The following is a 22,053-nucleotide window of genomic DNA, read 5'->3' as shown; positions in this document are numbered from 1 at the left end:
GTTACCCCGCGGTGCGGGCACGCGGACCGCCGGCGCCGGACTCAGGGCCCGGAGATGATCGCCATCGTGACCGTAGAAGTGTACGAACCGGCCGACGCACTGGCCGGAATGTTCACCCACCAGCCGACCGGGTTGGCCGCCGTACTGCCCCCGATGACCACCTGCCCAAGCCCGGACGCCGCGGCGGCGTTGTAGATGGTGACCGGGGTGGGCGTCGATGCCGCCGTGGTGATGGCCACGGGGTAGGTGATCGAATTGGTCGGCAGCGTACAACTCCCACTACAGGTGGCCGTTGGCGCCGTAGTGCCAGTGATCGAACTGGTGCTGCCATTCGTCACGAACGTGCCGCTGTCCGGGAAGGTGTGACTTCCGTTGGTGAAGGTCGTGGCGGACGTCGTGACGTGCCAGCCTGCCCCGCTACCGGTGGCGTCATTGACCGTGTACTCCTGGTCGGCGGCCGTCGTGTCGACCAGGCTCTGATTGAGGCCGTTCAACGTCGTGGACCAGGCCAGTGACGCCGGCGCCGCCAGCGTCAACGTGCCTGCGGTCAAGCTGGCCGTCGCGGTCAACGTGCAATTGGTACTGGTCGGCGAGCCAGGCGCACACGGGGCGGCGCTTGCTCTGCCTGACAGCAGAGCAGCAGACCCCGCAACGACAAGGACGACCGCGCCCAGCGCGTGAGAGAAATGCCGCATTTAGCATCATCCATCTGCCGCGTGACGTCCCCGCTGGGACACCACTGATCAACTACGCGGCGTGATCATAACATCACTATCAGTAGTCAGGCGATTGTCGATGTGCGACACGCGAATCCTCTCCGATTGCCGCCGGGAGCGGCCGAGGGCTCAGGCGATCCACTCGTAGTCCTCTGTAACCCAGACCCGGTCATCGCCGCGGTCGGCATCAGGCGGCAGCTCGGCCAGCTCCCGCTCGTCTGGATCGGCGGGTTCGATCGTCACCGCGGACTTCCTTCCCGGAGGTTGTGCCGGTAATGATCGTGCCAGGCCGGCGGGGCGGCGCGGGGCGAAATCGCCCCCCACAAGCCGGTTCGCCTTAATGGCTGGCGGGCGACAGGAAATATGATAAGCGCTGGTAAATGGCAATTTATGTATCAGTGAGTGCGGGTGGCAATTAGGTGCAGTAGGTAATTCTGTCGTTGTCATATATATGCTTCGTCCTTCGTAGATGCTGGAATCGCAGAGTTGTATCGGGTTCGGCGAGAGGCTGCGAGTTATGGCTGCGTGGGTGCCAAGCCCACTGGCGGGGGCGGCACAGGATGCGGGTGACACGCTCCTGGCCTGGGCTGAGCGGTTCGCCGATCACCCGATGGTGCCCCGAAAGGGTGGGCTGCGTTTCGCGTTCTACGGGCGGGTATCGACGGAAGATCATCAAGATCCGGTGACGTCGCGGGCGCGACAGCAGGATCAGGCCGCTGCACTCGTCCGCGGGCACGGCCGCATCGTGGCTGAGTTCTTCGATGCGGGGCAGAGCCGGGTGCTGCCGTGGGCGCGCAGGCCGGAGGCTGCGGCGTTGGTGGCGGCGATGGCTGATCCTGATCGCGATTTCGACGCGATCGTGGTGGGGGAGTACGAACGGGCGTTTTACGGAAACCAGTTCAGCCTGATGGCGCCGCTATTCAAGCATTACGGCGTCCAGCTATGGATGCCCGAGGTTGGCGGCCAGGTCGACTTTGAGGCCGAGGGGCATGAGCAGCTGATGATCGGATTGGGTATCCAGTCGAAGCGGGAGATCGCCCGGACGCGGATCCGGGTGAGCGCCGCGATGGCAACCCAAGTTCGCGAGCAGGGCCGGTACCAAGGAGGCCGTCCTCCCTACGGCTACCGCCTGGTGGATGCGGGCCCGCATCCGAACCGGGCGCATGCCGCCTGGGGGCGCCGAGCGCATCGGCTCGAACCGGATCCTGATACCGCGTCGATCGTGAAGTGGATATTCGCTCAGCGGCTGGCCGGACATAGCGTCGCCCGGATCGCGCGGGCGTTAAACGAGATCGGAATCCCCTGCCCGTCGGCGGCCGATCCAGAACGGAATACGCACAGGTCCGCGCGAGCTTGGCCGCTGACCACCGTGCGGACGATCCTGGCAAACCCGCGCTACACCGGCCGGCAGGTCTGGAACCGGCAGCCCACCGCTCATGACCTGATCGACCCGGCCAACACCGGGCTCGGGCACCGGCAGGTGCAGCGATGGAACCTGCCTGATGGCTGGGTCATCTCCACCCGGCCCGCCCATCCAGCGCTCGTCAGCGAGGCCGACTTCATCACGGCCCAGAACATCCGCGCCCCACGCGGTAACCCCAACCCGGACCGGTGCTACCGACTCGCCGGGTTACTGCGCTGCGGGATCTGCGGGCGCCGCACGGAGTCCTGCTGGGCGAACAACCGGGCCGCCTACCGCTGCCGGCACGGCCACAACAGCGCGTCCAAGACGGATCCGGACCGGCCGAAAAACCTCTACATCCGTGAAGACCGGATCCTGCCCCACCTGAGAGGGCGTTTCGCGAATGAATGTCCTTTCCGTCGTTGGGGTTGCGTAAGGCGGGCTGGTCGGAGGCTCGCTGCCGGGCTACGGGCGCGGCTGTGTGAACAATCCCGGCTCTGTCTCGATGAGGATGCCGCGGTTGACCAGGCGTTTGAGCTTGGAGCGGATGTTCTCGGTGTTCTTGGAGACGATGGGCATGTCCATCGCCTGGCACAGGTCGCGGGCCCGCATGGGCTGGCCGACGTCGGCGAAGACGGTCAGGATCTGCTGGTAGGCGGGATGATCGGGCAGCGTGGGCGGGGTGGCTGGTTCGGTGGCGTCCTCGTCGGCGAGCGCGAGGAGGGTCTTGCGGGTGATCCGCAGATGATCGATCGCCTCGTCGAGTTCGCGGAGCCTAGCGGCCAGTTCGTCGATCTGGGCACGGGTCTGCTCGGCCTCACGGGCCAGGGCCGCCTCGCGTGCGTCGATCTTGTCCAGCAGTGGCCTGGCCGGGTCCTGCCCGTTCATGCGCCGCGCCAGGTTGGGGTTGAAGTGCTGGTCAGCCGCCGGGCCATCACATCGCTCATCGCCCAGTACACCCGCGATTCGGAACTGGCGGGACGGTGCTCGTAGTCGCGGACCAAGCGGCGATGCAGGGCCAAAATGCCGTAGGTCTGCTCAACCACCCACCGCTTGGACTGCGGGACGAACCCCTTATCCGCCGGGTTGCGCTCGACGATCTCCACGTCGATGCCGAGCCTGGCGCCGTGGGCGAGGACCGCGTTCTTGAACCCCTGGTCCACCAGCGCCTTTTGCACGGTACCGGTCTGCGCGGCGACCCGGTCCAACAGCGCGATCCCAGCGGTGTTCTCGTGTGCCGAGGCGGCCAGTGCCACCACCGCGACGACCAGGCCCAGCACATCCACGGCAAGTCCCCGCTTGCGTCCGGGCACCCGCTTGCCCGCGTCCCTGCCGGTCGTGGACGCCGGGACCCCGGCCGCCGCGTGCACGCTTTGGGTGTCCAGCACCACCAGGCTCGGGTCGGCTAATCGCCGGCGTTTCTCCCGCGTCTGCCATCGCAGCAGATCGTGGATCGTCTGGTCGGTGCCGTCATCGCGCCACTTGGCGAAGTAGTAGTACATCGCGCTGCGGGGCGGCAGGTCGTGCGGCAGATAGTCCCACTGGCAGCCGGCACGGCTCTGGTACAGGATGGCGTTGACGATCTCCCGCATCGCATAGCCACCCTGATGGCCGCTGACCGACGGGTGCGCGGCCTTCCACGCCGTGATCACCGGCTCGATCAACGCCCACCGTTCGTCGGATAAGTCGCTCGGGTACCGCTTGCGCTCGCTCACCCCGCCATCCCAGCACGCCCAAACCCGCCGATCTGCCATAACGCTACAAATTTACACGATCACGCTACGCAGTTCGGACATTCACTCGCGAACCGCCCTCTCACAACAGGGGGAGCTGCTCGGCCGCGTCGGGCGGTTGGGGATCGTCTTGCATTGGGAGCCCGGATACGTGTCGTAGTTCGTTCAGGCCTAAGGCCGCACTGTTGGGTAGGTCGTTGACCAGTGCGGTGAGTAGCAGAGCTGCTGCGGTGGCGTCCCACAGGGCGCGATGGGGGCGGCTGCCAGGTGCCAGGTCGGTGACGCGATCGGTGAGTGCATAGCGCTCGATCAACGCAGTGAGGCTTTTCTCCCGTAGGCCGGGGTGGAGGTGGCGGGCGAGGCGCAGTGTGTCGATCAGGCCAGAGGGCTTGATGGTCGGGCAGCGGCGGTGCAGGAGTCGCCAGTCCACGGCGATGTTGTGTCCGACGAGGATCTTGGCGGACAGGCGCTGGTGGAGCAGGGGCTCGACGTCGGAGAGCCGCGGTGCTGCGGCGAGCGCGGAATTGGTCAGCCCGGGTGAGATCCACGGACGCTGCCGAATGCGTCTGCCGGGATTGATGAGGGTCGTATAGGCGCCGTCTGGAGACGGGCGGCCGGCCGTGATGGGGATGAGAGCGATCTCCAGGATGGCCTCGGCATCGCGGTCTTGCGCCCCTGTGCCTTCCAGGTCGAGCGCGACCAGGGGCGCGTGCGTCCACAAGGCACCGTCAGCCACGCTCGCCCGCCTCTCAAGTAGGTCAGAGATCAGTCGTCTTCATCAAAGCGTGTCGTGATGGTGAAGCGCTCGCGTATCGCGGCGAGGCGTTGTCGTTCTTCGTCGGTTGGGCCGTGGCCGGTGAGAGAGCGGCCGTGGGCGTGCAGGTAGTGCGGTTGGTCCAGTTCCCAGATCTGGTGCCGGAAGGTGTGCTGGATGGGGTAGCGCCGCTGTTCGCCGAGCCCGTGTGTCCAGACATGGCCGCCCTCGGCGTCGATGAGATAGGGGCTGGAGTAGCCGAAGCCCTGCAAGACCTGTTCGAAATCCGAGCAGCTCGGTACATGGTGGTCGGCTGCGCACAGGTTCTGCTGGGCGACGGGGCAGATGTCGCACAGCTCGCGGACTCCCCAGTGGCCGTTGTAGTCGGGCAGGTCGTGGGCGTAGGAGACGCCGCACGAAGTCTTACGGAACAGTGGTGTGGTGACCCCGGAGGCGCGCCAGGCGTCGATGACGCGAGCGTCCAGCTCGGCAGGCATCGTCTTGCGGCGGTGGAAGTCGGCGGCGTCGTAGGGCACGTCGACGCCTTGGGCGTGCAGGTAGGCGGCGTTTTCGGGCTTGTGGTAGTAGCCGGTGAACACGATCGCGTCCGCGGCGTCACCGACGTCGAGGACACGGCGCATGGTCTCGGGGGAGTCATTCCAGCCGGGCACGATCGGCCGCCAGTACAGCACGACCTTGGTCCGGCTTTTGTGCTCGCAGGCGGTGACGAGCGAGGAGACGGTGACGGTGCTCTTGGCGATCGGTTCGACGCGGGCGTCGGTGATGCCGGAGTAGGTGAACAGGAGCGTGACGCGAAGGTGCCGGAGTCCCTCTAGCTTGGCCATGTCGGCGGCCGTCACACGGAACCGGGTGATGATCAGGACCAGGTTGTCCAGGCCGCGGTCGTCCAGGGCTTGCAGGATGTGGAACAGGTGGGGTTTGACGCCGGGCAGGAACGGATCGGTGGCCTTGTTGAACAGCTGGATCGGCGTGATCGACGGGCGGAACGTCTGGTGGCCGACGAGCATGTCGATCGCCTGGTCGGTGGGGCACAGCAGGTGGGGTGTCTTGTGCTCGAAGTCGCCCCAGAAGTGGCGGACGCAGTAGCCGCAGTCCAGTGGGCAGCCGATTATGTGATTCAGCGACAACCCGGACTTGCGGTAAGTGATGATCTGCGCCATGTACGGGTCCAGCGCCGCGCGCTGGTCGACGGGCATTAACGCGAGTGTGCGGGGGCCGGTGGGGATATCGGTCATTGCGGGCTCCGATCGGTGGTGGGGATGAGCAGGTACCGGTTGGCGGCGCCGTACCAGATCGTGAAGTCGCGTTCGACGACGCCGGTGTGGTCGGAGGTGTGGATCAGGTTGTCGATCAGCCGTCCCGCGGCTCGGGCCGTGGCCAGGTTGTCGGCACCGAAATGGCCGCGGATGCTGTCCGGATCGGCGAGGGAGGGATCGGTGCCGCCCAGGACCGCTCTGAGCCGGTCGGCGGCCTGATGACCATGACCGAGGGCGACGATGACCTGGTTATCGACGAAGATGCGGCGCAGCTCAGCGGGGACGTCGAGTCCTAAAGTGCGGGAGACCTCGGGTGGAAGCATGTCGTCGTAGTGGGCGAAGACCTGCGCCTCCGTTGGGATGAGACTGCGGACGGCCGAGACGGTGACCACGCGGCCGACCCGCTGGAGCACGGCGTCGGCGAGTCCGCGGCGAAGGCAGTCGGGCTTGAGCAGGATCACCGTCCATTGCGCCCAGTCGACGACACCGAAAGGTGTCGTATCTCGTGGCGTAGCGGGCGTCGTCATCGGCTCGTGCTCTCGGCGGGCTCAGCGTCGGCTCGAGTGGGCCAGCGCTGGGTCACCAGCCAGCGGTGTGCGGGAGTGAGGGCGTCGAGCGTCGCGGCCTCAATCGGTTCGCCGGGCTGGTGGATGATCTGCCGGTACACCTCGAACAGCAAGAGAATCTGGCGCCAGTACAAGCTCGCTGGGGCCGGCGGACGGGCCTTAGGATCGAAGCGGCGCCGGTTCGTGCGGAGCTCGGACTCCCACCGTAGGACGTGCCTGATCGTGTCCCAGGAGGTGTCGGCAGGCAAGGAAAAGCCGGGGAACGGATCACTGAGTGCGGGCTCAGCCAAGATCACGTCCATGCGCGCCAGGTCGGACTCGTTGACGTGCATCGAAGCCACCTGGTGCGTGTAGGTGCCGAGCTGGGCACCGAGCTGGACGGCCGTGAACTCCTGGATGAGGGTGAAGGAGAACACGTCACAGACCAGCCCGATCATCGCGTCGTTGCCGCGCATACCGACCACCAGGTGCAGGTGGCCGTCCCGAAGCAGGAACTGCAAGGACAGGGTGCAGGCCACATCCGGGTTGTCGGGATCGGTGAGTTCATCTGGTCGCATGACGGTTATGACGGCCCGCTTGGAATCCGGGTCGTTCCCTAGCAGGTCGACGATCTGTTCCCACTGGCTGGGCCGGTCGGTGCCGGGGGAACGGAACAGCCGTGGTCCGTACGCGGTGCCGGTGAGGTGGAGCCCGTCGCGTGAGAGCGAGCGCAGGCGGGGCGCGTAGTAGCCGATCATCGCCAGGTCGTCGCGGCCGGACAGGTACCACAACGCTTCGGCGTAGTTGAAGACGATGTTGGGCCTACGGGCCTTCAGGTACGGGGTGCGCCGTCGCGGGTCGGTGAGGGTGAAGGCCACGTTCAGGCACTCGCGGGACCGGTTGCCGCGGGAGGCGGTGGTGTATTCGGCCCCGGTGTGGAGCTGGTGCAGGACGGCCCGGTAGGCGTCGGTGAAGGCGGGGAAACGGGGCGGGTGCATCAGGTGCGCTCCGATCCGGTCGGGATGGTCGTCATGAGTTGAGTGAGCCGGCACGCCCATGCCGAAAGTCGGAACGGCTCCAGAAGGAGCAGGCAGGCCTCGATCAGCTCCTCGTGCTCGCGGCTGCCGACGATCCGCTGTGCCCACGCGATGCGTTCGACGGTCTCGGCACCGTCGGCCACGTGGAGGGCAGAAGGCGTGTAGACGTCGGCGCACGCAAGGCTGGCCGGGGTGAGCGGAAGACAGCCCGCCAGCACCGCCTCGCCAAGGCGCTGGCTGACGTGACCGACCCGGGAGTAGCGGGCGCGGTTGAGCAGGATGGTTGTGGTGGCCGTCAGATACACGGCGCGGGTCTGGGAGAAGGAGCAACGTCCGGTGAAGTTCACCCACGGCCACCGACTGGTCTGAGTCCACTTTCCCGCGACCTGGTGAGGGAATCGCGCGGCGGCCGGTGCGAAGAACGCGTCGAAGTCGCCGTCGCGGTCGTACTGGTTCCCCACGTAGGCCAGCGCCAGCCTCCGCGCTCGCGCCGATAACTCGGCAGGGTCAGCAGCGTCGAGAAGACGGTCGGGCACAGGGGTAGGCAGAGAGACGCTCCCTGGTGGCAGCGCCAAGCCAGGTTCGCACACGAGGACGTTCCGCAGCTGCCGTAGGGATACATCGGTGGGCAGTTGCCGGTCGGTGTCCCAGATGAGTGTCGGCACACCTGCGTTGGAGTAACTCGTGATCAAGTCGGCCTGTCGATGCAGGTCGCAGGTGTGGCCGACCGAGCCGCATGGGGTGGTGTTGCGTCCAGGGAGCGGCCACCGCCACTCACACATCAGTACGTCTACCGCAGGGAACCCCGCATGCCAGCGGTACGGCAACGCCTGACCGGCCTCCGTATGGTCCCGATCGGTCTGCAGAAGCACGACCTCGTGCCCGAGCCCGATCAGCTCATCGACGATCGGACGACGCCAAAAACGCCCCCCATCAGGAGTGTCGATGATCCCCGAACCGAGAAATCCCCAAAAGCTGAAACCGATCCGCATGCCGCACTTCCCTGGTCGGCGTAGGAACGCTGTCAGGCGACACGCTCGCGCGAGGTCGGGGTTCGTCCAACGTCGGTTTGTCATGGACCGGCTGTGGCGGGCATGACACATTGGAATAGCCCGTGCCGCGGGGCGTGGTTACGGTGGCTTCGGTAAGAACGTGTTGTTGAGGAAGCCGGCTGAGATGGAGGGCCGCTGGATGGCCCGTGAGCAGGTCTGCCCGTCTTGTCGCTTGACGTCCTTGAGCAGGTACAGCTCGGACTTACTGTGTGCCAGCTGTCTGCGTGCGTCGCGGGATGTCGGTATATCGGCTCCCAGGCGGCTTTGGGATTCGGAGCCGATGCGGCAGGCGCTGGCTCGTCTTGATGTCGGGGCCGTGGTGGCGATACTGCGTGCCGCGACCGGTCTTTCCCAGCTCGATCTCGCGAACGTCGTCGAGGGCTGGTCACAGTCGACGGTGAGCCTGATCGAACGGGGCCGGCGGGACACACTGTATGACGTGCGTGAGCTGTTGCGGTTCGCGGACGCCGTCGGTATGCCTCGCGAGAACCTGTTGCCGCTGATTCTCGGTGATCCCGGTGCGGTCCTGGGCGACAACGAATCTGCGGGAGGGCGTGAGGTGGATCGCCGGTCTTTCAACACAATGGCGGCCGCTCTGACCGTCGGTGCGGCCTTGCCATCGAGCCCTGTGCCTGCTCGGGTCAACGAGGGACACGTCCGCCATCTGCGCGCCAGTTTGGCGCAGATCCGCCGCCGCCATCAAAACGCGGGCGGGGGCGCGGCGCTGGAGGAGACACTGCGGCAGTACAGACGGTCCCGGGCGATGCTGGACGAGTCCGATTACACCGACGGCGTCGGCCGCCAGCTCCTGGCGGTGACGGCCGAACTCGGTGAGGCGGCCGGCTGGGCGGCCTACGACGGGAACGACCAGAAGCTCGCTCGGCAGCTGTACGGCGAGGCGGAACTGCTGGCCGGAAGCTCTGGCGACACCGTATTGACGATGCTCGTGTACACAGACCTCGCCCAGCAGTCGACGTACCTGGCACGGATGACGGGGCGGCGGGGGATCGCGCGCGAGTCGCTGCGGTTCGCGGATCGGGCCGCCGAGGTCGCGCGGCATGAACCGTCAGCACGTCTGCACGCGTTGATCGCCCTGCGGCGGGCGCTCGCGTACGCTGAACTCGGAGACGAACCCGCGTTTCGGACGCAGATCACCACGGCTCGCCGGGAGCTTGAGCGTGGGGACCATTCCACTGACCCGGCGTGGGCCCTGTACGTGAGCGATTCGGAGATCACCGGATACGAGGCCGCGGGGTACGAGGCGATCAGCCGCGTGCGGCAGGTGACCGACGGCCGAGCGGTGACGCTCTACCGGACGGTGCTCGATGACCGAGGTCGAACCGCACGCGACCAGGCCTTCTACCGTGCACGGCTGGCCGACGCGCTGTTGAACGAGGGCGATGTGAGTCTGGCCATCAGTGAAGGGGCCGCGATCCTGCCCGCGATGATCGGTGGACAGATGATGTCGGCGCGTTCGCTCGCCGAGCTGCGCCCGCTGCGCGCCGCGGCCGAACAAGCCTCCAATGAGGAGTTCTGCGTCCGTTTCGACGCGGCCACGCGCGCGCTGGCCGCCTGATGGTGAAGAGAGGCGCGATGCCCGACCTGACGTTCCGCAGGTATGACGCCGCAGGGGCCCAAGCCATCAGAGACACGGTCTGGCTGATCTACCGCGAGGCCTTCGCCGAGGAGATCGCAAGTGGTGATCCGTTCGAGTCCGGCGACGCGCCGATGCAGCGTTTCGACGCGTACACCACTGCCAAGGATTTCGAGCTGGTCGTAGCGTTCATGGATGGCGAGCCGGCCGGGCAGGCGTGGGGCTGGCCCCTCGGCCCGAACAGTGCCTGGTGGACTGGCCTGGCCGGGGAGGTCGAACCGGGGTTCACCGATGAAGACGGGACGCGCACGTTCGCGTTCAGTGAGTTGATGGTGCGCCCTCGATATGCCGGTCAGGGCGTCGGCCGCGCGCTCCACGACGAGTTGCTCGCACCTCGAAGGGAGCAGCGAGCGACCCTGCTCGTACAGCCCGAGAACGAGAACGCCTACCGGAGGTACACAAGGTGGGGCTGGCGCAAGGCGGCCGAACTGCGTCCCGCCATGCCCTATGCCCCGCTGATGGATGTGCTGATCCTTCCGCTGCCGCAGACATAGGCGTGCGGCGTCCCCGCCATCTTCCGCTGTGTGGGTCACTCGAGGTGGAGAGCTGCGATCAGGCGCGCGAGTACGTCTGTTTTGGCTGCGGCTTTTGAGCCACCTGTGCCGGTGACGGTGAGGGACTCCCCGGTGTCGCCGTCGACGGTCGCCGCGGTGGCGATGTGTGTCGGGCGGTGGAGGGGCCCGACCGTGGAGAACTCCCATGCGAGAGTTTTTAACCGGCCGCTGTGGACGAGGTGGTTCACGGCGTTCGCCACCCGCCCGGCCCGTAGGTCCTCGCGCCAGCTTTCGTCGAGTCGAGAGCCTTTCCGGACGGCACGAGCGAGTGAGTCTGCGGCTCGATTTCCTCGGCTTGTATGGTGCGCGCGGACCCAGACCCAGGTGACGTGATGGCTCGCGGAGACCTCCCGTAGCTCGTTCCACAGGTCGCGGTGGGCGCGTGGCGCTGCTCGCGCGGTGGCGCCGTCGACGAGGGCTTCGTGGTCGCAGTGCATGGTGACACATGCGGGCTGATCGAGCGCTCGTAGGGCGTGTATTGCGGCCGCCAGTTCAGCCCGAGCGATGTTGGGTTTTGACAGCCGTCCGCCCAGCTTCCGTATTTCCGCGTTCGGGCCGGCTCCCCATCGGATGATGGCCGCCCACGCGGCGGGACCGTGACGGTTCCCTCCGGGCGCCGATCCGTCCGTCCATACGAAGGCGAGCGGTAACCCGCAGTCGCTTCGCTGATCCATGCGAGCGCGCATGCCGGGCGGGACTTCGCCAAGGAGTTCAGCGGTACGGAGCAGTCCATAGACGCGACGCTTACCGATGCCAAGCTCGTCCGCGATCGTCTGATTGGAACTGTCCGGAGCACGCGTGAAGATGGCGACGGCGGCCGCACGCAGTCCCCGATCGGGGTCCTCCGAGGTGGGCGGGACCCGACCGTAGCGGCGAGCGAACCACAAGAGCTGGCTAGCCTTTTTCGGCGGAATGCCGAGCTTTTCGGCGAGAACCTCGTCGGTGACGTCGGGGTCAGCGGTCGCTGCGGCGACCACGGCAGCACTCAGAGACGGGGCCTGTTCAGTCCGCCAGGACGGCACAGGTTCGCCGAGACTCTGCCCTGGATCAGGCATTATCGACACCCCCGGCTACTCGGTGGTGGGGTAGGTGCCGCCGCGGTTGCGGAACGTGACGCGGGTCATCAGGATGCGGCGCATGGCGCCGTAGCTGCACTCGAACTGGTCCGCTACCTGCCGAATGCTCCACCCCTGCTCATAAAGCCGGACCGCGTCTTCCGTCATTTGTTGCCAGTCCGCGCTGGACTCAGGGTTATCGGCCAGTAGCGCCCGTATCGCGGTTCGGCTGTAGCGGCGGTGGCCGCCCGGGGTGCGAAGCGGCGTCAGTTTCCCTTCGCGGGCCCAGCGGGCGATGGTCGTCGTGCGGACGCCGAAGAGTTCGGCGGCTTCGCGCGGTTTGAGCAGGTCACTGGGTTCTTGGGCGAGCATGATGTCTTTCTTTGTCAGCGCCCGGCCCTGAGCCGTCTCGCTTCCCCGGGACGCGCCGTACGGGGGCTTCGGCGGCGTCCACAGTGGCTCAGGGCCGGGAGTCGATGGGTGCCTTGATCAGATGCGCGCGAGCGGGTGCGGCGTCGCGGATGAGGTGTCTGGAAGGTCGATGGCCGCCCAGACGGTCTTGCCGCCTTGGTCCTCCAGGCGCCAGCCCCAGTCCTTTGAGCAGGCTTCGACCAACATCAAGCCACGTCCGTCCACACGGTCGACGGACTCTTGCTGGCGGTCGGGGGCTGCTTCGCTGCTGTCCCAGACTTCGATCAGCACGGTTCCTGCCTGCCGGGAGACAGCGACTCGGAACACTTCTCCGATCTTCAGGGCGTTCGTGACCAGCTCGACCGTGACGAGTAGGACGCTGTCAAGGACGTCGCCGAGCTCCCAGCCGGCGCACGCGAGCCGCACCAACACACGCGCCTGTTCGGCTGCGATCGGATGCGGAGCAAGAGGCAATTGGTACGCCGCGTTCTCGGTTATCTCAGGCGGCGCTGAGCTATGTCCAGGATCGACTAGTAATTCACGTGATGCGCACACTTGCCCTCCATTGGATTTGACCGAGCCGCTGCTTCCATGCGACCGCGCAATTAACGGCGGTGGGTCTGTCACCTTGCCGGGAGGGTTTTCGGCACCTCAACGCTGATACGTCATGCGGTGCGCTATGAGCTCATGACACATCGGAATATTCAACGACGTGCGCAGACTCGCTGATGGCGAATGGGTGATGGCGCTATGCGGTAAAACTAAGAAGTGGGTATATGGCCTAATCAGCTATATCGAAGACTGCGATGACCGTCCGTCCGTTCACGTCACCGGTCCAGTCCCAGCGGCTGGCCAGAGCCGCGACGGTCTTCAGGCCACGTCCGGACTCTTCCATCGGGTCGGGTTCACGTGCTGCGGGCTCGCTTGTTCCACCTTGGTCGGTTACACCGATGGAGATGCCGGAGGGCCACCGCCGTACCTCCACGGTGAAGCGGCCGCCGGGCAAGGCGGAGTGTGTGTGCCTGAGCGCGTTGACGACGAACTCTCCCACTGCCGAGACGGCGTCGTCGGCGAGCGCGCAGCCGCTTAGGAGGTACGCGACGAACTCGCGGGCCGGTTGAGCCTGCTCGGGACGACCCGGGAAGGTGCGCCGCCAGCGCATGGCGTAGCGGTCATCCCCGAGGTCATGACTGGCATCGGTGAGTGGCATGGACATGCGAACGCTCCTTTATGGTCGGCTGCGGTCCCGGCCTGGGGGGCTGCTCGATGAGCGGCAGCCGGGACCGCAGCTTCCTCACCGGCGGAGCAGCTCGGGGGAACCGCCCCGCCGGGAGCCTGGCAATCATGCGTCGCAAGGACAGTGGTCAGTCGCCGAGATCACCCGCCCGCTCGTGACCGGTTGACCGGCCAAGACCTGCGCTGACCTCACGCTTCGTCTTCCCTGCACTACGCATCGTGCAGGGCGTGAGAAGGTATCCGCAACTGTTTCAAGAAACTATTTCAAGATCGATCTCGGCTTTGAGGCTCAAGATGGTTGCCGCCACGGTCCCTGCTGGGCAGACTGCTGCGGGTGTCGACGAGGCAACCCACAGTGCGGGAACGCCGGTTGGCCGCTGAGCTGCGCCGTCTCCGCGAATCGAGTGCGGTGACCCTTGAGGAGGCAGCCGAGCGGCTTGGCTGGAGCAAGACCAAGCTGTCGCGGATCGAGAACGTCCTACGGCGCGTCGCCGTCCCAGAGGTCCAAGGCCTCCTGGACCTCTACGGAGTCGCCGGCGGCCGCCGCGATGCGCTGATCGCGTTCGCGCGGACCGCACGTCAACGAGACTGGTGGGACACCGAACCGCTGCGCACCGACTACGCGACCTACATCGGCCTGGAGGCCGAATCCGAAGCGCTGAGCTGCTACAGCATGGGAGTCATCCACGGTCTCCTGCAGACCGAGGAGTACGCCCGCCATGTCATCCGGGCGGCACTGATGCGCTTCAAGCCTCCCGCCGAGGTCGACAGGAGAGTGGCCGTACGCGCAGCGCGCCAAGCCGTACTGACCGAGCGAGCCCAGCCCCTGCGGTTCTGGTCGATCATCGACGAGGCAGTACTCGATCGCGAGATCGGCGGGAAACAGGTCATGCAGGCGCAGTACGAGCGCCTGCTAGAGCTGGCAGAGCTGCCGAACGTCATGCTCCAGGTAATGCCGGCCAGCGTCGGCGCCCATCCGGGCGTCATCGGCTCCTTCTCGATCCTGCAGTTCCCTGAGCAGTACTTCCCGAACGTCGTCTATGTCGAGAGCATGACCGGCGCTCTGTACATTGAGGACGAGGGCCAGGTGCACACGCACACCCTCGCCTTCGAGCAGATGCAGGCCACAGCGCTCAGCCCGGACGATTCGACGGCATTGCTCGCACGCCGGGTGGGACGCTGACCGCAGAGAGGGACCGCATGCCCGACCGTGACATCTCCCGGGTGGTCTTCCGCAAGAGCACACACAGCGATGGCGGGGAAGGCTGCGTCGAGGCGGCGACGCTGAACGGATCTCGACTCGTACGCGACTCCAAGGACACTGACGGCCCGACGCTGACGTTCACGCCGTCAGCGTGGGGTACGTTCGTCGACAAGGTCAAGCAGGGCAAGCTCGACCTGGACTAGCGTCGGCTGGCACGGCCCGGCCCTGCCGGAACCGGTCAGCATTGCCTCGGCAGCGCCGCCTACGTGGCTCGGCGTCGAGTTCCGACCGCACAAACCGACGCCGCGCTGTTGCTGCACCTGGACAGGACTCCGCAGTACGGTCCGGACGCTTCCGCAGAGGGTTGGGCGATTTCGCAGGTTGTGTCGGGTTGGGCAACGGGGCATTCGGAGAATGTCGCTCCGATGGACAGCGTCCGGGAACGCGTCCACCTCACGGGCCGGTACGCACTCGCCCTGTCATGCCGAAAGTCGGATGCCGCACCATGCGTCATTCCGCGCAGGGGGTCGCGGGCGGCCGACGCGATGTCGTGTTCCTCGTTCACGTGCCGGCCGAGCGTTGGGGGCACGCTCTCCAGAAAGAGTCGGAGGCCACTCCTAGAATCGCCACATGACTCAATGCACAGCGCCCGTCGAGGGCCACCGCACGGCAAGCGGCGCGGCGAACTGTCCCGCCTGCCGCGGCGGCCGGTCGTACGACCGGCCGTCCTATCCCACCTACTACAGTCCCCCTCCGCGCTACCCCGGTGGCTCGGCGTCTAGCTCCGGCGGAGCCTCCGGCCGGGGCGGGTCGTCTGGCGGTGGGGCCAGTCGGAGGACCCGCGGAGGAACCTCCGTCTCGTACTCATCCTCCGAGTGGCGCACGGTCGAGCCCCTGGCCCGCAAGGCGGCGGAGCAGGCCTTCGCCTACCCGGACCGCCGCGACCTCTTCCTCTGCCACGCGTGGGACGACCGGCAGGGCTGGGCGGCCGAGTTGGACGGGCTGCTGCGCTCCCACGACGCAACCGTGTGGTTCAGCGAGAGGGACGTCGGCCTGGGCAAGCCTCTACTGCGCGAGATCGACCGGGGGCTGGCCTCCTCACGGGTAGGCATCGTGCTCGTGACCCCGGCAATGCTCAACACCCTGAAGGGTCAGGGTATCGCCGACAAGGAGTTGTCGACGCTGCTCGCCACCGACCGGGTGATCCCCGTCGCCCACGGGACGACCTTCGAGGCCCTCCGCGAGGTCAGCCCCATGCTCGCGTCCCGCTCCGGCCTGGACACCGCGGAGTCGTCACTTGCGGACGTCGCCGCCAAGATCGCGGCCGCCGCGGCGGCGCTGGCGGACGCGGGCGTCTGATAGACCGGCGACGCCCGGCCCCCTCCTGTTCATTAGTAGTGAATGGGTCGACGTCTTGTGCACGCCCTGCCGCCGGCCTGGGCAACGGTCCCCTCCCGCTGGCAGCGGCTCCTTGACCGTGGCGAGGCTGTCAGCCACCTGGCCGACATACGGGGGGCTCCGTCCATCCGCAGCGGGGACGCACCACGATCATCCGGATCTGCCGTAGACCGGCACTGTGCTCGGAGAGTCCGAGTAGATGACCCGTCGAATTGCGAAACCACCTTGGGTTAGCGTGGGTGTCCCAGCGGAGTGCCGGTGACCAACTCATCCCAGCCGCTCTCGGAGCCGAGCTTGTGTCGGCGCTTCACGTTTCTGGTTTGAGGCGGCTGATGAGGAATTCACCGACCTGCCTGTAGGCCGCGATCTCGTTGTCGCGGTTGGTGAAGCCGTGACCTTCGTCCTCATAGACGATGTAGCGCACATCGACGTCACGGCCGCGGAGCTTGTCGACAAGTTGGTCGGCCTCGTCTTGGGGGACGCGCGGATCGCGGGCGCCCTGGATGACCAGCAGGGGAGCGGTGAGCTGGTCGACGTAGGTGATGGGTGAGCGCTCGGTCAGGAGCTGTGCGTCGGCTACGGGGTCGCCGAGGACGATGTTGACGAAGGCTCGCCAGGTGGGTGGGCAGGCGGCGGCGAGGGTGACCAGGTTCGAGGGGCCGTACAGCGATATTCCGGCGGTCCAGAGATCGGGTAGCCGGGTCAGGCAGGAGAGCGCGCCGAATCCGCCGTACGATGCGCCGGCCACGGCGAGATGCTTGGAGTCGATCCAGCTCAGGGAGGCGACGTAGGCCGCTGCGTCTTCGAAGTCGCGAAGGTCGACGCCGCCCCAGTCTCGGTAGATCAGGGTGCGGAAGGTGACTCCGTACCCCGTCGAGCCGGCGGCGTTGGGGGCGTAGATCGCGATTCCCCGGTCGAGCAGGTATTGGTAGAGGCCTGATCGTTCGTAGGTGAAGCGCTCCTGGGCCTCTGGGCCGCCGTGGATCCACATGACGACAGGGAACGGGCCCTCTCCGTGCGGGCGGTACATCAGGCCGTGTACGTCTCGGCCGTCTCGTGCGGTGAATGTGACCGTCTGCGGTTCGATGGGCTCGATGGTGGCCAGCGCGGATGGGCGGCTGTCGGTGAGGTAGGTGAGGTCACCGCTGGCCAGGTCGAGAACCGCAATCTCGGCTGGCCGTGTCGCGGTCTCGAGATGCAGGGCGGCGATCGCCCCGTTACTGGAGACTTCGATCGCGTTGATGACGCCGGGCGGGAGCGGCGGCTGCGTCGGCGCGTTGTCTCCCCGTCGGACATTGAGCACCGATCGGCCGTTCTCGTTGACGATCCACAGCAGCGTTTCGGCAGCCTCCCGTACGGTCTCGATGTCCCAGTCGGCAGTGACGGCGGGCCGCAGGCTCTGGTCATCCAACGAGTAGCGGGCGCCGGCGATGAACTCGCCCCAGACCGTGGTGAGCAGGTAGAAAGCACGCGAGTCCGCGGTCCAGCCGACGGGGTCGAAGTGGGCGCTCCCGTCCGTCACCTTGACCGGATCCGCGTCCGGCTTAGCAAGATCGACGAGATAGCAGTCAGAGTCGATGTTGGAGTTGAAGCCCTCCACCACCAGCCAGCGACCGTCCGGGGAGACGCGGCCAGCCTGGTAGGAAGCCTTCCCGACGGGGATATGGCGGTGTTCCCGGCCGTCGTGGAGGTCGCAGATGATGAGGTCCTGGACGGTCTCGTCCCGGTCGTTCGCGGCGTAGATCAGGTAGCGGCCGTTCGGGTCGTACGGGTCGGCGGCGAGCCGGTATTGGCGATTGTCGGCTGCGGAGAGTTTCTCGGGTGTGCCACCGTCGGCCGGGATTCGGTAGAGCTGGTACTGCTCGTCGCCGTCGCGGTCGGCCATGAAGACGAGGGATCGGCCGTCGGGCGCCCACGCGATCTGCCGTACGGCCTGGTCGGGAAATTCCACGAGACAACGAGCTTCCCCTCCGCGTACGGGAGCGACCCACAGCCCGTAGTGGCTGGAGACGTTGCTGGAGTAGGCGACCTTGGTGGCGTCCGGCGAGAGAGCGACGCCTGGCTGGAATCGGGCTTTGGGGACGAAGGCTGTCAGGTCGAGCATCACTGTCCCGGGGGATCGGCGCGCCGGCCCGGCCGGCGCGCGGGGTCATTGGATCCAGCCGCGGCGCATGGCGGCCACGACGATGGCGATGCGTGTGTCGACTGCGAGACGTTTCTTCAGGTTGGCGAGCCGGCGTTGCACGGTCGGCAGGCTCACCTTCAGCCGGTTCGCGATGGCCTCATCGGTCAGTCCCTGGGCGAGTAGCGGAAGGATGCGCTCTTCGACCGGCGGTAGCCCCGTGCTCGACTCCGGTCGCGTCCCCACGGGCATCGCGCGCTCCCACAGCAGCTCGAAGTACTCGCGAAGCGCACCCGCGACGACCGCCGAACGGATGACCATCGCGCCCTCCATCCCGGTGGGCGTGAGCGGCAGCATGGCCACCGACTCGTCGGCGAGCTTCAACTTCATGCCGATGCGGGGGAGAAGGCGTGCCTCCTCGCCGTGTCGTATCGCCTCCTCGACGGTGCGTCTTCCGATGGTGTTGTCCAGCAGAGAGGCCTCGTAGATCGCCCGGCATCGCAGGCTCTGCTCGAACGCCGGGGGTGGGCTGTAGCCGGTGGCTTCGTCGAGCGGCGTCTCAAGCCGAGCGTTCTCCAGGCTCATCCAGTCGTCCTGGGCGACGTTGACCAGCGCGTGTGACAGGCGCGTGATTTCCGCGCGGTCGGTGACGATCTCAACCAGCCTGTGGCGGAACTCGCCAGATTGCGGGCGTGTGCGATCGATGCGCGAGAAGCGGCCGTGGCCGTCCATGAGCAGCTCGCAGTCGGCGAGCAGTTGCTGTTGCCTTTTTCGCAGAACTCCCTGAAGCGCCATCTCGGGCGGCGCCGGTACGAAGTGAGGAGGATTCGGGCTGGCTGAGCCGACGTGAGCCATCCCGCAATCGAGCAGTTCCTGGAGCATCTCGGGACCGCCGACGAACTGCTCGGCTTCCGAAGCGGGACATCCATCGGCGGTGACAAGCTTCTCGAATACGGCCAGAACATCGTCTCTAACCAGGCCTTCAAAGAGTCGCTGGACGCCGCCCGGTTCCCAGGAGCTCATCCATCGACTCCGTTGCCCCGTGCAAATTGGACCAAGGGGTCGAAGTGCGTTGATTTGCCATGACAGGCCGAGTGCCGAGTGCTGATGTGATCACCTCACTAACAACTTTTAGTCATCGTACATGCGCGCACCGTAGTCAATCGCGACCTCCGTGTGACGACACGAACGGATGGCCTTGAGCCATGGGGCTTGAGAGGCGATGACCGTCGGCGTGCTGCGTACCTCCCGACGAGCCGGCGCAAGGCGGCTCTGGCCGGCGACGGTGATGAGAACCCATCACTGTGGAGTGCTCCCTCTTCTCTGCAGGTCAGACACACAGTTGCCTTGACTGGCGAAAGTCCGGCACATGGCCGCGTACATCGGGGGGTAAGGCACATGGCCACCACAGATCGTGAGGTGAAGGCCGCGAGGCGGCTTCCGTCCTTGGCCGTCGTCGTCTGCTCGGCGTTGCTGGCGGGGGCGCCACAGCCGCAGGACCGTATAGAAGAGATCGCGCACGCGACGTCAGTCGGTCGGCCGTCCGGCCACGGCTGCGTGCCTGACGGGATCCCTCCTGAGGGCCAGGCGTACGCGCAGATGGTCTGTCGGGAGATCAGGCCGTGGCTTCCCCGCCACAGCGAATCAAATGAAGCGCACATCGTACGGTCGGCCGGTCCACACGCGACGCTGCGCCACCGTGAACGACATGCCCGACGATCCACTTTCAGAGCGCATCGAGAGGCGACAGCCGGCAAGAGGCATCCCGGCGCAACCGGAGTGCGTACGACTCGTACGAAGCCGCGGCCTCCGCGGCACGTCTCGACTCATGCCCCGGTTTCCCCGTCCGAAAGCATGGGATCGCGGTCCTCTCACAGTCCTCGCCCCGAGCCGTCACCGGACCCTCGTATCGCCAGGCCGATATCACCGCGTCCCGATGCTTCCCGGCCCGCGGTCATGTCGTCGTCGTTCTCCCTGAGGCGTCGTACGGAGAAGCCGTTGCGGCTTCCGCTGGCAGTCGCGGTTCTGTTGATGCTCGCGGTCTCGACGCTCGTGCTCAGTGCTGGTCGCTTTCCGGCTCTCGCGCGGCACGTGGGCCGGCTTCCACGGATGAGGCACATCCGCCGTGCGCCGGACGTAGAAGAGGTCGTTGCCGATGCCACAGATGAGATAGTCCGACGCCCCGAGGTGCGACCGGACCCCGGCGAACCCATCCAGGGCTGGTCCTGTGCGGGGCCGATCGCTGTGAACGTGGCGTCTGCTGGAGGCGTGATCGGGGTGTGCGGCACCGGCGCCGTACGTGCAGCGCTGAAGGCCCTGACCGCGTCGAGCCGTCACACCGTCATCATCACCGCCGACTGTGCGAGAGAGCTGTACGGGGAGGGCGCCCCACCTGAGCAGGCGACGCAGGCGGCCACGCTCGATGAGGCGATCGGTCTCGTGCACGCTGCGTCGGTCGCACGGATCAGAAACGAAGAGGACGGCGGCTCGGAGGAGGACGGGCGGCAGATCTGGCTACAGAGGTTGAATGGCTGGGGTCTGATCATGGTGTGCGGCGTGTCGGCGTGATCTTGGCCGTCATGTGATCTATGCCGGGGTCATGAGGTATCCCGATGGTGGCGGTCTGTCCGCTTCGGGACGGGCCAGACGTGAGCAGGTGCGGCTGCGGGCCGCGCGGATGTTCGAGCAAGGGATCAATCCGGTGCAGGTGGCCCGAGCGTTGCGGGTCAGTACGAAATCGGCCTACCAGTGGCGGCGGCGATGGCGGGCCGGCGGTGAGGCGGCGCTGGCATCGGAAGGGCCGGGCGGGTCGGCCTGCCGACTCAACCCAGCCCAGCTGGACCGGCTGGCCGCAGCGCTGGATGAGGGCCCGGCCGCGCACGGGTGGGACCAGGACCAGCGCTGGACTCTGGCCCGCATCACCACCCTCATCGGGCGGATGTTCCACGTCCGCTACACGCTTCGCGGCACGTCCTACCTGCTGCACCGCATCGGGTTCACCCCGCAGGTTCCTGCCCACCGGGCCGCCGAACGGGATGCGGCCGCGATCGCAACATGGCGGAAACGGACCTGGCCGCGGGTAAAAAGTTAGCGGCGGCGACCGGAGCGTGGATCTGCTTCGAGGACGAGGCCGGGCAGAACCTGCGCCCACCCAAGGCCCGCACCTGGGCCCGAGCCGGCCACACCCCCATCATGGAGGTCTCGGGCAAAGGCTCGGGACGGGTATCGGTCGCCGGGCTCGTGTGCCTCAAGCCCGGCAAGCGGGGCCATGTGTTCTACCGGCTGCGTATCCACCGCGGTCGTAAAGGCGAACGCCGTAGTTTCTCCGAAGCCGACTACGCCGCTGCGATCACCGCCGCCCACCAGCAGCTACAGGGCCCGATCATCTTGATCTGGGACAACCTGAACACCCACATCAGCGTCGCGATGCGCGCCTTCATCGATGCGCACGCCGATTGGCTGACGGTGGTGCGCCTGCCCGCCTATGCTCCCGATCTCAACCCCGTCGAAGGCGTGTGGGCCCAGATGAAGAACGGTCTGGGCAACCTATCCGCCGGCACCGTCGGCCAACTCGCCGCCACCGTCAAGAACCGACTCAAACGCATCCAGTACCGACCCGAACTCATCGACGGGTTCCTCGCCCAGACCGGACTCACCCTCGAACCCAAACCCCCATAAGCAAAGAGACCCTGACATTTCAACCTCTGTATGCGCGAAAGCCGACGCCCAGCAGGCCCGGCTTCGCTCCTTGTTCCAAAGTGCTGGCCGATACGGAGTCCGCGCCGTGTTGCTCGGATATTGGCCCTACGGTTTGTCTCTCACTGTCGACGATGACGGAAGGATCCTCTCCGCTCCGCCGAATGCTGAGGAGCTCACCGGCTCATACCTTGCGACGGTCCCACC

At 66.5% G+C, this 22,053-nt stretch carries 22 protein-coding genes; 9 read left to right on the top strand and 13 right to left on the bottom strand.

Translation table 11 applies throughout. The features are described 5' to 3' along the window. Positions 1–41 precede the first annotated feature (41 nt). The gene (locus ABEA10_RS12775) at positions 42–569 is read right to left on the bottom strand and encodes a hypothetical protein (protein ID WP_345462170.1); all 528 of its coding nucleotides are present in this window, start codon (positions 567–569) and stop codon (positions 42–44) included. A gap of 616 nt (positions 570–1,185) precedes the next feature. Here ABEA10_RS12775 and ABEA10_RS12770 point away from each other — a divergent pair. Continuing rightward, a complete protein-coding gene (locus ABEA10_RS12770; protein WP_345462167.1) occupies positions 1,186–3,111 on the top strand; it encodes a recombinase family protein in 1,926 nt (641 codons plus the stop codon). On the opposite strand, the gene ABEA10_RS12765 is transcribed toward ABEA10_RS12770, so the two are convergent. From ABEA10_RS12765 to ABEA10_RS12740, 6 genes are all read right to left on the bottom strand, one after another. Next, complete coding sequence (locus tag ABEA10_RS12765) at positions 3,003–3,833, bottom strand: IS5 family transposase (protein ID WP_345462164.1); 831 nt, start codon at positions 3,831–3,833, stop codon at positions 3,003–3,005. The two genes, ABEA10_RS12770 and ABEA10_RS12765, sit on opposite strands and share 109 nt — an antisense overlap. 100 nt (positions 3,834–3,933) lie before the next feature. Then, positions 3,934–4,587 (bottom strand): 3'-5' exonuclease, encoded by a 654-nt coding sequence (locus ABEA10_RS12760; RefSeq protein WP_345462161.1) that lies wholly within the window; start codon positions 4,585–4,587, stop codon positions 3,934–3,936. 29 nt (positions 4,588–4,616) lie between these two features. Then, entirely contained in the window at positions 4,617–5,822 is a 1,206-nt protein-coding gene (locus ABEA10_RS12755; RefSeq protein ID WP_345462158.1) for a hypothetical protein, read from the bottom strand. A 35-nt stretch (positions 5,823–5,857) separates the two neighbouring features. Then, positions 5,858–6,409 carry a nucleoside-diphosphate kinase gene (locus ABEA10_RS12750; RefSeq protein ID WP_345462155.1) on the bottom strand — a complete coding sequence of 184 codons (552 nt, stop codon included), beginning with the start codon at positions 6,407–6,409 and terminating at the stop codon, positions 5,858–5,860. After that, positions 6,406–7,425 carry a thymidylate synthase gene (locus tag ABEA10_RS12745; RefSeq protein WP_345462152.1) on the bottom strand — a complete coding sequence of 340 codons (1,020 nt, stop codon included), beginning with the start codon at positions 7,423–7,425 and terminating at the stop codon, positions 6,406–6,408. The genes ABEA10_RS12750 and ABEA10_RS12745 overlap by 4 nt, the downstream gene beginning before the upstream one ends. Further along, complete coding sequence (locus ABEA10_RS12740; protein WP_345462149.1) at positions 7,425–8,456, bottom strand: hypothetical protein; 1,032 nt, start codon at positions 8,454–8,456, stop codon at positions 7,425–7,427. The genes ABEA10_RS12745 and ABEA10_RS12740 overlap by 1 nt, the downstream gene beginning before the upstream one ends. 340 nt (positions 8,457–8,796) lie before the next feature. Between ABEA10_RS12740 and ABEA10_RS12735 the strand changes: the two genes are divergently transcribed. Beyond that, on the top strand, positions 8,797–10,092 hold the full coding sequence (locus tag ABEA10_RS12735; protein WP_345462146.1) for a helix-turn-helix transcriptional regulator: 1,296 nt from the start codon (positions 8,797–8,799) through the stop codon (positions 10,090–10,092). A gap of 17 nt (positions 10,093–10,109) precedes the next feature. Further along, a complete protein-coding gene (locus tag ABEA10_RS12730; protein WP_345462143.1) occupies positions 10,110–10,664 on the top strand; it encodes a GNAT family N-acetyltransferase in 555 nt (184 codons plus the stop codon). A 35-nt stretch (positions 10,665–10,699) separates the two neighbouring features. Here the strand turns inward: ABEA10_RS12730 and ABEA10_RS12725 are convergent, their stop codons facing one another. The 4 genes from ABEA10_RS12725 to ABEA10_RS12710 form a co-directional block, all read right to left on the bottom strand. Then, positions 10,700–11,701, bottom strand: a complete 1,002-nt coding sequence (locus ABEA10_RS12725) for an RNase H family protein (protein ID WP_345462140.1) — start codon at positions 11,699–11,701, stop codon at positions 10,700–10,702. Positions 11,702–11,794: 93 nt separating this feature from the next. Further along, entirely contained in the window at positions 11,795–12,151 is a 357-nt protein-coding gene (locus tag ABEA10_RS51100; RefSeq protein WP_425550897.1) for a helix-turn-helix domain-containing protein, read from the bottom strand. Positions 12,152–12,268: 117 nt separating this feature from the next. After that, entirely contained in the window at positions 12,269–12,745 is a 477-nt protein-coding gene (locus ABEA10_RS12715) for an ATP-binding protein (RefSeq protein ID WP_345462137.1), read from the bottom strand. Positions 12,746–12,971: 226 nt separating this feature from the next. Further along, positions 12,972–13,406, bottom strand: coding sequence for an ATP-binding protein (locus ABEA10_RS12710; protein WP_345462134.1), 435 nt, complete (start codon positions 13,404–13,406; stop codon positions 12,972–12,974). A gap of 354 nt (positions 13,407–13,760) precedes the next feature. On the opposite strand from ABEA10_RS12710, the gene ABEA10_RS12705 reads away from it, so the two are divergent. The 3 genes from ABEA10_RS12705 (at position 13,761) to ABEA10_RS12695 (ending at position 15,989) form a co-directional block, all read left to right on the top strand. Then, positions 13,761–14,609: a helix-turn-helix domain-containing protein gene (locus ABEA10_RS12705; protein ID WP_345462131.1), complete on the top strand. Its 849-nt coding sequence runs from the start codon at positions 13,761–13,763 to the stop codon at positions 14,607–14,609. A gap of 17 nt (positions 14,610–14,626) precedes the next feature. Further along, positions 14,627–14,833 carry a DUF397 domain-containing protein gene (locus ABEA10_RS12700; protein ID WP_345462128.1) on the top strand — a complete coding sequence of 69 codons (207 nt, stop codon included), beginning with the start codon at positions 14,627–14,629 and terminating at the stop codon, positions 14,831–14,833. A 427-nt stretch (positions 14,834–15,260) separates the two neighbouring features. Next, a complete protein-coding gene (locus tag ABEA10_RS12695; RefSeq protein ID WP_345462125.1) occupies positions 15,261–15,989 on the top strand; it encodes a toll/interleukin-1 receptor domain-containing protein in 729 nt (242 codons plus the stop codon). Positions 15,990–16,335: 346 nt separating this feature from the next. On the opposite strand, the gene ABEA10_RS12690 is transcribed toward ABEA10_RS12695, so the two are convergent. Both ABEA10_RS12690 and ABEA10_RS12685 read right to left on the bottom strand, forming a co-directional pair. Continuing rightward, on the bottom strand, positions 16,336–18,132 hold the full coding sequence (locus ABEA10_RS12690; protein ID WP_345462122.1) for an alpha/beta hydrolase family protein: 1,797 nt from the start codon (positions 18,130–18,132) through the stop codon (positions 16,336–16,338). A 45-nt stretch (positions 18,133–18,177) separates the two neighbouring features. Next, positions 18,178–19,173, bottom strand: a complete 996-nt coding sequence (locus ABEA10_RS12685) for a helix-turn-helix transcriptional regulator (RefSeq protein WP_345462119.1) — start codon at positions 19,171–19,173, stop codon at positions 18,178–18,180. 975 nt (positions 19,174–20,148) lie between these two features. On the opposite strand from ABEA10_RS12685, the gene ABEA10_RS12680 reads away from it, so the two are divergent. From ABEA10_RS12680 to ABEA10_RS12670, 3 genes are read left to right on the top strand one after another with little or no spacing between them, the layout of a single operon-like run. Beyond that, positions 20,149–20,718 (top strand): hypothetical protein, encoded by a 570-nt coding sequence (locus ABEA10_RS12680; protein ID WP_345462116.1) that lies wholly within the window; start codon positions 20,149–20,151, stop codon positions 20,716–20,718. Between the two features lie 31 nt (positions 20,719–20,749). Further along, on the top strand, positions 20,750–21,241 hold the full coding sequence (locus ABEA10_RS12675) for a helix-turn-helix domain-containing protein (RefSeq protein WP_345462113.1): 492 nt from the start codon (positions 20,750–20,752) through the stop codon (positions 21,239–21,241). Further along, positions 21,205–21,828, top strand: a complete 624-nt coding sequence (locus ABEA10_RS12670) for a transposase (RefSeq protein ID WP_345462110.1) — start codon at positions 21,205–21,207, stop codon at positions 21,826–21,828. The genes ABEA10_RS12675 and ABEA10_RS12670 overlap by 37 nt, the downstream gene beginning before the upstream one ends. Positions 21,829–22,053: the final 225 nt, after the last annotated feature.

It is taken from the genome of Actinoallomurus oryzae (genome assembly GCF_039541955.1).
Classification (GTDB): domain Bacteria; phylum Actinomycetota; class Actinomycetes; order Streptosporangiales; family Streptosporangiaceae; genus Actinoallomurus; species Actinoallomurus oryzae.
Note: the sequence above shows the minus strand (reverse complement) of the source record. Positions and strands in the feature narration are given on the sequence as shown.

Excerpts from the sequence above, each read along its gene's own strand:
- ABEA10_RS12770 (WP_345462167.1), top strand. The coding sequence starts at position 1,186 with ATGCTGGAATCGCAGAGTTGTATCGGGTTCGGCGAGAGGCTGCGAGTT.
- ABEA10_RS12755 (WP_345462158.1), bottom strand. The coding sequence starts at position 5,822 with ATGCCCGTCGACCAGCGCGCGGCGCTGGACCCGTACATGGCGCAGATC.
- ABEA10_RS12750 (WP_345462155.1), bottom strand. The coding sequence starts at position 6,409 with ATGACGACGCCCGCTACGCCACGAGATACGACACCTTTCGGTGTCGTC.
- ABEA10_RS12745 (WP_345462152.1), bottom strand. The coding sequence starts at position 7,425 with ATGCACCCGCCCCGTTTCCCCGCCTTCACCGACGCCTACCGGGCCGTC.
- ABEA10_RS12740 (WP_345462149.1), bottom strand. The coding sequence starts at position 8,456 with ATGCGGATCGGTTTCAGCTTTTGGGGATTTCTCGGTTCGGGGATCATC.
- ABEA10_RS12735 (WP_345462146.1), top strand. The coding sequence starts at position 8,797 with ATGCGGCAGGCGCTGGCTCGTCTTGATGTCGGGGCCGTGGTGGCGATA.
- ABEA10_RS12730 (WP_345462143.1), top strand. The coding sequence starts at position 10,110 with ATGCCCGACCTGACGTTCCGCAGGTATGACGCCGCAGGGGCCCAAGCC.
- ABEA10_RS51100 (WP_425550897.1), bottom strand. The coding sequence starts at position 12,151 with ATGCTCGCCCAAGAACCCAGTGACCTGCTCAAACCGCGCGAAGCCGCC.
- ABEA10_RS12710 (WP_345462134.1), bottom strand. The coding sequence starts at position 13,406 with ATGTCCATGCCACTCACCGATGCCAGTCATGACCTCGGGGATGACCGC.
- ABEA10_RS12700 (WP_345462128.1), top strand. The coding sequence starts at position 14,627 with ATGCCCGACCGTGACATCTCCCGGGTGGTCTTCCGCAAGAGCACACAC.
- ABEA10_RS12695 (WP_345462125.1), top strand. The coding sequence starts at position 15,261 with ATGACTCAATGCACAGCGCCCGTCGAGGGCCACCGCACGGCAAGCGGC.
- ABEA10_RS12690 (WP_345462122.1), bottom strand. The coding sequence starts at position 18,132 with ATGCTCGACCTGACAGCCTTCGTCCCCAAAGCCCGATTCCAGCCAGGC.
- ABEA10_RS12685 (WP_345462119.1), bottom strand. The coding sequence starts at position 19,173 with ATGAGCTCCTGGGAACCGGGCGGCGTCCAGCGACTCTTTGAAGGCCTG.
- ABEA10_RS12675 (WP_345462113.1), top strand. The coding sequence starts at position 20,750 with ATGAGGTATCCCGATGGTGGCGGTCTGTCCGCTTCGGGACGGGCCAGA.
- ABEA10_RS12670 (WP_345462110.1), top strand. The coding sequence starts at position 21,205 with ATGGCGGAAACGGACCTGGCCGCGGGTAAAAAGTTAGCGGCGGCGACC.